The organism is Sphingopyxis sp. MC1, assembly GCF_000371385.1.
Lineage (GTDB): Bacteria > Pseudomonadota > Alphaproteobacteria > Sphingomonadales > Sphingomonadaceae > Sphingopyxis > Sphingopyxis terrae.
This window is the reverse complement of sequence record NZ_AOUN01000022.1, coordinates 101,414-112,917: the sequence shown is the minus strand read 5'-3', so window position 1 is coordinate 112,917 and position 11,504 is coordinate 101,414. Positions and strand designations below refer to the sequence as shown.

The 11,504-nt window shown below is 63.8% G+C and carries 10 protein-coding genes and 2 tRNA genes; 7 read left to right on the top strand and 5 right to left on the bottom strand.

The genetic code is table 11. The features are described from left to right. Positions 1-3: 3 nt before the first annotated feature. The 4 genes from EBMC1_RS16530 to thyA all read right to left on the bottom strand — a co-directional run bounded on the left by EBMC1_RS16530 (position 4) and on the right by thyA (position 4,676). Positions 4-1,314: a dihydrolipoamide acetyltransferase family protein gene (locus tag EBMC1_RS16530; protein ID WP_003051498.1), complete on the bottom strand. Its 1,311-nt coding sequence runs from the start codon at positions 1,312-1,314 to the stop codon at positions 4-6. Positions 1,315-1,319: 5 nt separating this feature from the next. Beyond that, positions 1,320-2,324, bottom strand: a complete 1,005-nt coding sequence (locus tag EBMC1_RS16525) for an alpha-ketoacid dehydrogenase subunit beta (protein ID WP_003051495.1) — start codon at positions 2,322-2,324, stop codon at positions 1,320-1,322. Between the two features lie 26 nt (positions 2,325-2,350). Further along, positions 2,351-3,646 (bottom strand): 3-methyl-2-oxobutanoate dehydrogenase (2-methylpropanoyl-transferring) subunit alpha, encoded by a 1,296-nt coding sequence (locus EBMC1_RS16520; RefSeq protein WP_003051492.1) that lies wholly within the window; start codon positions 3,644-3,646, stop codon positions 2,351-2,353. 94 nt (positions 3,647-3,740) lie between these two features. Beyond that, a complete protein-coding gene (thyA, locus tag EBMC1_RS16515) occupies positions 3,741-4,676 on the bottom strand; it encodes a thymidylate synthase (protein WP_003051489.1) in 936 nt (311 codons plus the stop codon). Between the two features lie 130 nt (positions 4,677-4,806). On the opposite strand from thyA, the gene EBMC1_RS17985 reads away from it, so the two are divergent. Both EBMC1_RS17985 and EBMC1_RS16505 read left to right on the top strand, forming a co-directional pair. Then, a complete protein-coding gene (locus tag EBMC1_RS17985; RefSeq protein WP_003051486.1) occupies positions 4,807-5,235 on the top strand; it encodes a JAB domain-containing protein in 429 nt (142 codons plus the stop codon). Positions 5,236-5,341: 106 nt separating this feature from the next. Next, positions 5,342-5,418: transfer RNA gene (locus EBMC1_RS16505), tRNA-Pro, on the top strand. A gap of 181 nt (positions 5,419-5,599) precedes the next feature. Here EBMC1_RS16505 and EBMC1_RS16500 read toward each other — a convergent pair. Further along, complete coding sequence (locus EBMC1_RS16500; protein ID WP_040590745.1) at positions 5,600-6,475, bottom strand: N-formylglutamate amidohydrolase; 876 nt, start codon at positions 6,473-6,475, stop codon at positions 5,600-5,602. Between the two features lie 151 nt (positions 6,476-6,626). Between EBMC1_RS16500 and cpdR the strand changes: the two genes are divergently transcribed. The 5 genes from cpdR to EBMC1_RS16475 all read left to right on the top strand — a co-directional run bounded on the left by cpdR (position 6,627) and on the right by EBMC1_RS16475 (position 11,490). Next, a complete protein-coding gene (gene cpdR, locus EBMC1_RS16495) occupies positions 6,627-7,004 on the top strand; it encodes a cell cycle two-component system response regulator CpdR (protein ID WP_003051480.1) in 378 nt (125 codons plus the stop codon). A gap of 73 nt (positions 7,005-7,077) precedes the next feature. Then, positions 7,078-7,152, top strand: a tRNA-Val gene (locus EBMC1_RS16490). A gap of 51 nt (positions 7,153-7,203) precedes the next feature. Next, positions 7,204-8,118 carry a Rossmann-like and DUF2520 domain-containing protein gene (locus EBMC1_RS16485; RefSeq protein WP_003051476.1) on the top strand — a complete coding sequence of 305 codons (915 nt, stop codon included), beginning with the start codon at positions 7,204-7,206 and terminating at the stop codon, positions 8,116-8,118. A 13-nt stretch (positions 8,119-8,131) separates the two neighbouring features. After that, the gene (locus tag EBMC1_RS16480) at positions 8,132-10,441 is read left to right on the top strand and encodes an ATP-dependent helicase (protein WP_040590742.1); all 2,310 of its coding nucleotides are present in this window, start codon (positions 8,132-8,134) and stop codon (positions 10,439-10,441) included. Then, a complete protein-coding gene (locus tag EBMC1_RS16475) occupies positions 10,438-11,490 on the top strand; it encodes an aspartyl/asparaginyl beta-hydroxylase domain-containing protein (RefSeq protein ID WP_003051468.1) in 1,053 nt (350 codons plus the stop codon). Before EBMC1_RS16480 ends, EBMC1_RS16475 begins: the two co-directional genes overlap by 4 nt. The last annotated feature ends 14 nt before the right edge of the window (positions 11,491-11,504 follow it).

Here is an 11,504-nt window from a genome sequence, read left to right as displayed (position 1 = left end):
GACTCAGTCCGCGAACAGCAGAACCGGCGTCTCGATCAGCTTCTTGAGCGCCTGCACATAGCTTGCGGCGTCCCAGCCATCGACAACGCGGTGGTCGCAACTGATCGACAGGTTCATCAGCTTGGCGCGGCGGATGTCGTCGCCGTCGAAAACCGGGCGTTCGACGATCTTGTTCGGGCCGATGATCGCGACTTCGGGCCGGTTGATCACCGGCGTCGTTGCGATACCGCCGAGCGGGCCGAGCGAGGTGACCGTCAGGGTTCCGCCCGTCAGCTCCTCTACCTTCGCCTTGCCCGTGCGTGCGGCCTCCGCCAACCGGCCGATTTCGCTCGCGAGCTGCCACACATTCTTGTCCTGTGCGTCGCGGATCACCGGGACCATCAGTCCGGCATCGGTCTGCGTCGCCATGCCGAGATGGACGGCACCATGCCGCGTCACAACACCCGCTTCGTCGTCGTAACGCGCGTTGATCATGGGAAATTCGGGAATCGTGCGGCAGATCGCGACGATCAGGAACGGCAGCATCGTGAGCTTCGGCCGGCCGCCGCGATTGGCGTTGAGGTCGGCGCGCATCGCTTCGAGCGCGGTGACGTCCATTTCCTCGACATAGGTGAAGTGCGGGATCGCGCGCTTCGACGCCGCCATATTCTCGGCGATCTTGCGGCGCATGCCGATGACCTTGACCGGTTCGTCGGCGCGGGCGCGGCTGGCGCCCGGGGCGTGATAGCCCTGCCCGCCGCTGTAGCGGAGGAATGCGTCGAGATCGGCATGACGAATCCGCTCGCCATCGGAATGGACCTGCCCCAGATCGATGCCCAAATCCTTCGCCCGAGCGCGAACGGCCGGCGATGCGAGGATGGCTCTACCCTGTTCCGTTCGGGCTGGGCTTGTCGAAGCCCCGTCCTTCTTTTCAACGGTGGAAGACAAGGGCGGCGCTTCGACAGGCTCCGGGCGGGCGGCTTGGAGGGACGGCGGCGCTTCCGCCACCGCAGCCTCTTCGACGCCCGGCGTTTCGGCCGCGATGTCCTCTTCGAATTCCTCTTCGGCGATCATGTCTTCGACCGCGGCTTCGCCGTCGGTTTCGATCACCGCCAGCGTCGAGCCGATCGAAACCATGTCGCCGACGTCACCGGCGAGTTCGACAACGACCCCCGACACGGGCGATTCCATTTCGACCGTCGCCTTGTCGGTCATCATGTCGGCCAGTTGGGCGTCCTCCTCGACGCGCTCGCCGATCTTGACGTGCCAGGCGACAATCTCGGCCTCGGCGATGCCCTCGCCAATGTCGGGCAGGCGAAATGAATAGCGAGCCATGGCGGTCAATCCTTCATGATCTTTTCGAGCGCGGTCGCGATGCGCACCGGCCCGGGGAAATAAGCCCATTCGAGGCTGTGGGGGTAAGGCGTGTCGAAACCCGTCACGCGCTCAACCGGCGCCTCGAGATGATAGAAGCAGCGTTCCTGAACGAGCGCCGCCAGTTCGGCGCCAAAGCCTGAGGTGCGCGTCGCTTCATGGATGATGAGGCAGCGCCCGGTCTTCTTTACCGAGGTTTCGATCGCATCGATGTCGAGCGGCAGCAGCGTCCGCAGGTCGAGGATTTCGGCGTCGACGCCCATCTCCTCGATCACCGTCTTGGCGACGTGGACCATCGTGCCATAGGCGAGCACCGTCACCGCCTCGCCGGCGCGTACCGTCGCCGCCTTGCCGAGTTCGATGCGATAATAATCTTCGGGGACCGCGCTCGCATCATGCTTCGACCAGGGTTCGACCGGGCGGTCGTAATAGCCGCTGAACGGGCCATTGTAGATACGTTTGGGTTCGAGGAAGACGACGGGGTCGTTATCCTCGATCGCTGCGATCAACAGGCCCTTGGCATCATAGGGGTTCGACGGAATGACCGTCTTCACGCCGCAGATATGCGTCATGATGCTTTCGGGCGACTGGCTGTGCGTCTGGCCGCCAAAAATGCCGCCACCGAACGGCGTGCGCACCGTCATCGGGCAGATAAAATCGTTCGCCGAACGATAGCGCAGCCGTGCCGCCTCGCTCACGAGTTGGTCGAGCCCGGGGTAGATATAGTCGGCAAACTGGATTTCGGGAACCGGACGCAGGCCATAAGCGCCCATGCCGACGGCGACGCCGATGATGCCGCATTCGTTGATGGGGGTATCGAAAACACGCGTCTTGCCGTGCTTTTTCTGCAGGCCCGCGGTGGCGCGAAAGACGCCGCCGAAAAAGCCAACGTCCTCACCCATCACGACGGTGTTAGGGTCGCGTTCGAGCATGATGTCCATGGCGCTGTTGATCGCCTCGATCATGTTCATCGTCTTGGTCTGGGTTTCGCCGGCCATCATTCGGGCTTCCAATTGGGGCCGAACTTCTTTTCCTGTTCGGCCAGCATCTGATCGCACTGCTCCTTGAGATGCCAAGGCATTTCCTCGAAGACATCCTCAAACATCGTTTCGAACGGCTGGTGCATGCCGTGACCCAGAATCCCGAGCTTTTCCGACTGCTTCTGCGTCGTCTTTACCAGATCGTCGAGTTCGGCGCGCAGCGCATCATGCTGCGTATCGTCCCATTCGCCGAGCGCGATCAGATGCTGCTTCAGGCGCGCGATCGGATCGCCGAACGGCCAGGCGCTCGCTTCCTGCGCGGCGCGATAGGCGCTCGGGTCGTCCGAGGTGCTGTGCCCTTCGGCGCGATAGGTGAAATGTTCGATCAGCGTCGGACCGTTATTCGTCCGCGCCCGGTCAGCCGCCCATTGCGTCGCGGCATAGACGGCAAGCGGGTCATTGCCGTCGACGCGCAGGCCGGCGATGCCATAGCCGACGGCGCGCGCCGCAAAAGTCGTCCGCTCACCCCCGGCAAAACCCGAAAAGCTGGAAATCGCCCACTGGTTGTTGACGACGTTGAAGATGACCGGCGCGTTATAGACGGTCGCGAAGGTCAGCGCCGAATGGAAATCGCCTTCGGCCGACGACCCTTCGCCGCACCACACGGTCGCGATGCGGCTGTCGCCCTTCGAGGCCGATGCCATCGCCCAGCCGACTGCTTGGGGATATTGCGTCGCGAGATTGCCCGAAACGCTGAAAAACCCGTGCTCGGGCGCCGAATACATGATCGGCAATTGCCGCCCGAGTAGATGGTCGCCGCGGTTCGAATAGATCTGGTTCATCATCTGGATCAGCGGATAATCGCGCGCGATCAAGATGCCTTGCTGGCGGTAGCTGGGAAAGCACATATCGGCGCGGTCGATCGCCATCGTCGAGGCAACCGAGGTCGCCTCCTCGCCGGTGCATTTCATGTAAAAGCTGGTTTTGCCCTGGCGCTGGGCGCGGAACATGCGGTCATCGAAGGCGCGGACGAGCATCATGTAGCGCAGCATCGCGCGCAACCGTTCGGCGCTGAGCTTCGGATCCCACGCGCCCTTCGCCTGCCCGTCAAAATCGAGCACGCGGACAAGGCCGTAGCACATATCGCGCATCGCATCGGGCTTGGTCGCTTCGCCCGGACGCGGGGTCGCCTCGACCGCCGGAACATCGATATCGCCAAAGTCGGGCGTGTCGCCGGGGCGATAGCGGGGTTCGGGAATATGGAGCGACAGCGGCGGCAGATTGCTCGCCGGGCGCCGATGCGTTTCGGGCATATCTTCGTCCCTTCAGGGCGCGAATCGCCGCGCCGTTATATTTCAATTGGACGACATATTATTACTTCCTGCATAGCAATGCAATGTCGGCCTCTCAGACCGCGACGGGCGCGGAAATGTGCGCCTGCGGGGCGTAATTCTCGACCGCGAAATCGTCGAACGCATAATCGAAAATGCTCGAAGCCTGCCGAAGGATGCGCAATCGCGGTGCGCCCGATGGAACGCGCCGAAGCTGCTGCTCCACGAGCTCTGCGTGATTGAGGTAAAGATGGACGTCGCCGCCGGTCCACACCAGTTCATGGGCATGAAGGCCGCATTGCGCCGCAACCATCCGCGTCAGCAGCGCGGCTTCGAATATGTTGAAGGCAAAACCCAGGCCCAGGTCGCACGACCGCTGGAACAGAAGGCACGACAGTCCGCCGTCGCTCCGCACATGAAACTGATAGGTCATGTGACAGGGCGGCAGCGCCATGCGGTCGAGATCGGCGACATTCCAGCCTGTGAAGATATGCCGGCGCGATCCGGGGTTGTTGCGGAGCGAGTCGATCAGCGCGGCGATCTGGTTGTGCCCCTGTTCCGCGCGGCGGAACAGCCCCTCGCCCGCCGGCTCATAGCGCGGCCAATTGACCCACTGATGACCGTAGACCGGCCCCAGATCGCCCCACGCCGCCGCGAAATCAGGATCGGCGACGATCCGCGCCTCGAACGCTTCGGCGTCGATCTGCTCGCCCGTCGCGCGGCGATATTTCTCGAGCGGCCAGTCGGTCCAGATGCGGACGCCCTGCGCAACGAGCGGTCGGATATTGGTGTCGCCGGTCAGGAACCACAACAGCTCGCGCAGCGCCGTTTTCCAGTACACGCGCTTGGTTGTGAGCAAGGGAATGGCATCGTCGCGCAGCGAAAAGCGCATCGTTTCGCCGAACAGCGAGCGCGTCCCGACCCCGGTGCGGTCGACGCGTTCGTCGCCTTCGGTCCATATCCGACGCATCAAGTCGAGATATTGAAGTTCATAATGGATGGATTCGGACAAGACTCGCTCCCGGCATTGCGGCCTCTTTGCTAGGCGGCAGCGACGCGGCCCGCAAGCGCCCCGCCGACCTCGCACCGTTTCGGCCCAGTCCCGGCTTGGCGCACGCGGGCGCGGGGCGCAGATTTCGGCAATGGCGCTCGCTTTCCCTCCTGCCCGCCCTTTCGATGGCACGACGCTGAGCGGCTTCGTCGATCGCGACGCGGAGGATGCGGTGGCCCGCGATCTGCTGCGCGCCGAGTTTCCCGCCGACCGCGAGCGACTGATCCTGGCCGGATTCGACGGCTTCGGACGCCTGATGCGGATCGAACGCTGCGAAGGCGGTATCGACGGCCGCTGCACGATCGCGCCCGCCTGCTGGCACCGGCTGATCGGCCGGGGCGCCGCGACCGTGCTAATGGCGCATAATCATCCATCGGGCTGCGCCTACCCGAGCGAAGCCGATCTGGCGGCCACCGGCGAGGCGATGGATTTTCTCCGCCGAATCGCCGTCGATTTGACCGATCATCTGATCTTCGTCGATCATGGTCATTTCAGCTTCCGCCGCGCGCAATTGCTCTAAATCGGCGAATATCGTCAAAGCTGCCGATTGACGCTTGAAGTTCCGAAAAGGCGCGTCTAGAGGACCGCCCTGCCCTCGCGCCGGTCCGCCGGCGCCAGAGATCGGTCGGGGAGTAGCTCAGCCTGGTAGAGCACTGTCTTCGGGAGGCAGGGGCCGGAGGTTCGAATCCTCTCTCCCCGACCAGTTTCGCATTGCTGCAGATTTTGCACAGACGCGTCTTGTAACGTGTCGCGACCCATCCTAAATTGATCCTACGCCGCCATGGTTTTCCCCCTTTCCATCGCGGCGAGCGCCTCGTCCTAGCGGACGTGGGCGCGTCCTCCCTGGACCCTGGCCACCTCGTACTCCGGTACGAGGTGGTTTTTTATTCGGCGGCCAGCGGCAGCATGTCGCCATCGGGACGCATCTGCCCCGCCGCATCGATCAGGCCGGCGAACCAGCGTGCAAGCGCGCCCGAACGGGCCGCATCGACGCTCTTGTCGGGATGGAGATAAAGACTCCGGTCGATTTCGATCTGAACCGCATGGATGCCCGCCAGCGGTCGCCCGTGCGTGCGCACGATATGCCCGCCCGCATAGGGCTGGTTGCGCGTCACGGCGACGCCGAGCCGTGCGGCACTGTCGAGAAGCAGGTCGGATAGCCACTCGCCCGCCGATGTGCCGAAGCGATCGCCGATCACGATGCGCGCCCCATGACCTGGCTGTCCGGACGGAATCGAAGGCATGCTGTGCAGGTCGATCAGAGTGGCGTGGCCGAAGCGATCACGCGCCGCAGCGAGTTCTTCGGCAATTGCTGCATGATAGGGCCGATGCAGCGATTCGAGACGCCAGTGCAGCGCGGCCCGGTCGATCGGACGTTTCCACAATGTCCCGCAGTCGGCGAGCCGCGTCGGCACGACGCCCAGCCCGGCGCGCTCCTTGCGGCCCGGCGCCGAAAATTGTGCGCGAAGCGGCACTGCGACCTCGGCGGGCGCCATCTGCCCCTCGCCGCGATTGCAATCGGCGACAGCGCGCGCCCACAGCGCCTGCACCACTGTCGCGCCGGCCTCGACCGCACCCGCCGCGATGACATCGCACCAGCGATCCTCCAGCCGCTCGAGATCGGCGATCGGCACGCGCGCCGCTGCAAGTATTTCAGGCGGATAGAGGCGCCCGGCATGCGGGATCGACACGACGACGGAGCCTGGCGCGTCGGGACGTTGGACCGCGATTGCGGCGGGCGGAAGGGTGCGGTGGGGCATCGATATGAGAGGGTGGCAAAAAAGCGCCGACGAATCCAGCGGCGCGGGAATTTGTTAAATCTCTCCCGCTATGACACAGTTTCATTCGAGGGGTGCGGTACGCGCGATTACACGATCGGGCGCAGCCGGAAGACAGGGGCAGAATTTTACGATGATCCGCATCTTGCTCGCCGAAGATGATGATGTGATGCGCGAATATCTGGCGCGGGCGCTGACCGGTGCGGGTTATCATGTGACCGCGGTCGACCGCGGGACCGAAGCGGTCCCCTATATCGATTCGGGAACATTCGACCTGCTCCTCTCCGACATCGTGATGCCCGAAATGGATGGTATCGAGCTGGCGCAGCACACCGCAAAGGCGGCGCCGCAAACGCAGGTGATGTTCATCACAGGATTCGCGGCGGTATCGCTGCGCGCCGAAGAGAATGTCCCGCAAGCCAAGCTGCTGTCCAAGCCCTTTCACCTCAAGGATCTGGTGCGCGAGGTCGATATGCTTTTCGGCCGCGCCGATCGCAGCAACCAACAATAATTTCAACTTTGCGCGCGAAGGGCTTGCCAGCCTGCGCCGAGGCCTTTAAGGGGCGCGTCACCCCAAAACGTGTGGGCGTGTAGCTCAGTGGTAGAGCACTGTGTTGACATCGCAGGGGTCGCAAGTTCAATCCTTGCCACGCCCACCATTTTCCTCCCTTTGGATTGGCCCTGATCCCGCCGCCGGGTGGCGGCAGACCATGATCTGCCGTATCGTAGACATCATGAACATCGACATATTTCGGCGGATCGGAATCGTAGGATCGGGCCGCGTGGCGCGCGCCTTGGCGCTCGGACTGAAGCCCGCGTCGCACGAACCGCCCTTGCTATGGGGACGTTCGCCCGAGCAACTGGCCGAAGCGGAGCGGCAAGTCGATGGCATCGAAACCACCCCCACCCTTGGGGCACTCGTCCAAACATGCGATGCGATTGCGATCGCCGTTGCCGATGACGCCCTTTCCGGCATCGTGGCCACGTTGGCGACCGAAGCATCCAAGACGCCGTCCACGCCTTTCGTTTTCCACGTCAGCGGCCGTAGCGGAGCCGCGCCTCTGGCGCCGCTGCGCGATGCGGGCTGGCTGACGGCCGCTATCCATCCGGCGATGACCTTCACGGGCAACCCGCCGGGTGAAGTCGCGCGGATGGCGGGCGCGCGCTTTGCGATCACCGGCTCAAGCGTCGACGCAGCCGTGCAGGCCAAGCGGGTCGTCGGCCTGCTCGGCGGTGTTGCGGTCGAAATTCCGCAAGAGCGCCGCGCGCTTTATCACGCGGCGCTCTGCCACGCGTCGAACCATCTCGTGACGCTGATTGCCGATGCCGCGCAGGCTCTTGAACGCGCGGGAGTCGACGCGCCGCGCGCGCTGCTCGCGCCGCTGGTGCAGGCTGCTCTGGACAACAGCCTCGACCGCGGGTTCGGTGCCCTTTCGGGACCGTTGCTGCGCGGCGACGTTCAGACGATCCGCGATCATGTTGCGGCGCTTGCCGCGCATGATCCCGACCTTGTCGCCGCATATCGGGCCATGGCGGTTGCCACGATAGACCGGCTCGAACACGAGGGCGCACGGCCCGACGCAGCGCTGCGCCGCGCACTGGACAGCAGCGGCGCTGTTCCCTAATCGTTCGCGCATAATGGATACCCCCTCATCCCTCCCCGAATTGCCGCCGCCCTCGCCGTCGAATCCGCCCTATCTGCAGGGCCTGAACGGCCCGCAGCGGCAGGCCGTTCTCACCACCGAAGGGCCAGTGCTGATGCTCGCCGGGGCCGGCACGGGCAAGACCGCCGCACTGACGGCACGGCTGGCGCATATCATCGCGACGCGGCGCGCCTGGCCGTCGGAAATCCTGGCCGTCACCTTCACCAACAGGGCAGCGCGCGAGATGCGCGAACGCATCGGGCGGATGATCGGCGACGCGGTCGAGGGCATGCCCTGGCTGGGCACTTTTCACAGCATCTGCGCGAAAATGCTGCGCCGTCACGCCGAACTCGTCGGCCTGCAAAGCAATTTCACCATCCTCGACACCGACGACCAGCTTCGCGTGCTCAAGCAGATCATCCAGACCGAGGGACTCGATGAAAAGCGCTGGCCGGCGCGCCAGCTCGCGGCGCTGATCGACAAGTGGAAGAACCGCGGCCTGACGCCGCCCGACCTCGATGCGGGTGACAAGGAAGCCTATGCCGACGGCAAGGGCGGCCATTTCTATGCGCTGTATCAGGCGCGGCTGAAGACGCTCAACGCCTGCGATTTCGGCGACCTGCTGCTGCACATGCTGGTGATCCTGAAAAATCACCGCGATGTGCTCGAACATTATCAGCAGCGCTTCAAATATATCCTCGTCGATGAATATCAGGATACCAACGCCAGCCAGTATCTCTGGCTGCGGCTGCTGGCGCAGGCGCGCAAGAATATCTGCTGCGTCGGCGACGACGACCAGTCGATCTATTCGTGGCGCGGCGCCGAGGTCGCGAACATCCTGCGCTTCGAAAAGGACTTTCCCGGCGCGACGGTAATCCGGCTCGAGCAGAATTACCGATCGACCCCGCAGATATTGGCGGCCGCGTCGGCGCTGATTGCGCAGAACAGCGACCGCCTCGGCAAGACGCTGTGGACCGAACTCGATGCGGGCGACAAGGTGCGCGTCGTCGGCGTGTGGGACGGCCCCGAAGAAGCGCGCCGGGTCGGCGAGGAACTGGAAGACTTGCAACGCCGGCGTGTCTCGCTCGACCGCGCCGCCATCCTCGTCCGCGCGCAGTTCCAGACCCGCGAATTCGAGGATCGCTTTATCGCGATCGGCATGCCCTATCGCATCGTGGGCGGCTTCCGCTTCTATGAGCGCGCCGAAATTCGCGATGCGCTCGCCTATTTGCGCCTCGTCCAGTCGCCAGCCGACGATCTGGCGTTCGAGCGGATTGTCAATGTCCCGAAGCGCGGATTGGGCGACAAGGCAGTGGCGCGCATCCACCAGTTCGCGCGGATCGACCGGACCCCACTGTTTCATGCGGCATCGCGGATCACCGAAACCGACGAGCTGACTCCGCAGGCGCGGCGCCAGCTCGCCAATTTCGTTGCGATGATGCGCGGCTGGCAATCGAAGGTGGGCGAGCTATCGCACCCCGAGCTGACGCAGCTCATCCTCGACGAATCGGGCTATACCGCAATGCTGCAGGCCGATCGCAGCGCCGAGGCGGCGGGACGGCTTGAAAACCTCTCCGAACTCGTTCGCGCGATGGAAGAATATGACTCGCTCGAAGCCTTTCTCGAGCATGTCAGCCTGGTGATGGACCGCGACAATGACGACCAGACCGAAACGGTGACGATCATGACGATCCATGCCGCCAAGGGCCTCGAATTCGATCATGTCTTCCTCGCCGGATGGGAGGACGGCGTCTTTCCGTCGCAACGCGCGATGGATGAAGGCGGGACGGCGAGTCTGGAGGAAGAGCGCCGGCTGGCCTATGTCGCGATCACCCGCGCCCGTCAGCGCGCCAGCATCTATCATGCCGCGAACCGGCGCATCTACGGCCAGTGGATGAGCAGCATCCCCAGCCGCTTTATCGGCGAAATCCCGCCCGAGCATGTGGCAAGCGAGAACAGCTTCGGCGGCGGCCAGAGCCTTTGGCGGGCCAACTGGTCGGCACAGGGCGATCCTTTTGCGCATGTTGCCGAGCGCCAGCCGGCCCGCACCATGACGCGCGGCCCGGCGTGGCAGCGCGCCGTCGCGCAATCATCGACCGTCACCCGCGCGCCCGCGCCGTCCGAGCGAGCACCCGCCGCATCGGTGGGGGCCAAGCCGCGCGCCGACCTCGCCATCGGTATGCGCGTGTTCCACGAAAAATTCGGCTATGGCGAAATCATCGACATCGACGGCAACAAGCTGGAGGTCGAATTCGAGCAGGCGGGCGCAAAGCGGGTGCTCGACGGCTTTGTGAGGGCGGCATGACAACCAAGGATGAATGGCTGCGCAAAGCACGCGAAGCCCATGGCAGGGGCGATTCAGCCGCCGAAGCAGCGGCGCTCGACGCGCTCATTCGAGCGGATCGGACCAACATCGCGGCGCTGATCGCGATGGCGGAACTCAAGCGTCGGCTCAATGACGAGCGTGCCGCCAGCAGCTTCTACCGCTTGGCGCTGGCAACCGCGGCCCAGGCTCGGGACGTGCATCCTGCGCTGCACCCTTCGTTGCAAAGAGCGGAGCAATATTTGTCCGATGTCGACAATGTTCTGGCCGACCACCTGTTCAACCGCCTTCACGCAGCCGGACTCGACCAACGCACCGCGACCCCGCGTGTAGCCGAGGCTCTGCGGCTATTATCGGGCGAACAACCGCTGTATCAACAGCAGCCCAACATGTTCTACTTCCCCGGCCTTGCGCAGCGGGCATTTTTTGATCGGTCGGAATTTGATTGGGTTCCCGAAGTGGAGGCGTCCACCGCCGCCATCCGCGACGAGCTGCAAGCCTTGTTGAACGATCCGGGCGAACATTTTTCGCCCTATGTCGCGGCCAACCCCGATCGACCTCCGCCCAACAATCCATTGCTGGACAAGCCGGACTGGGGAGCGGCTTGGCTGTGGCAAAGTGGCGAGATTGCAAGCGGCATGGATCGCTTGTGCCCGCAAACGCTCGCAACGCTGGCGCTCGCCCCGCAGCCAGTGATCCCGGGACGTGCACCCATAGCGTTGTTTTCCCGTCTCAAACCCGGAACCCACATTGCGCCACATCACGGGCTGCTTAATACTCGGCTTATTTGCCATCTGCCACTCGTAGTGCCCGATGGCTGCGGCATCCGCGTCGGCGCCGAAACGCGCGCATGGCGCGAAGGCGAATTGATGATCTTCGATGACAGCTTTGAACATGAAGCATGGAATCGCGGCACCAGCGATCGCACGGTGCTGTTATTCGAGATATGGCGTCCCGACATCGATGCCAATGAACGCGAGCAACTGACGACACTGTTTGCCGCCATCGACGCTTATGGCGACGGCCACTGATCCAGAAATTAAAG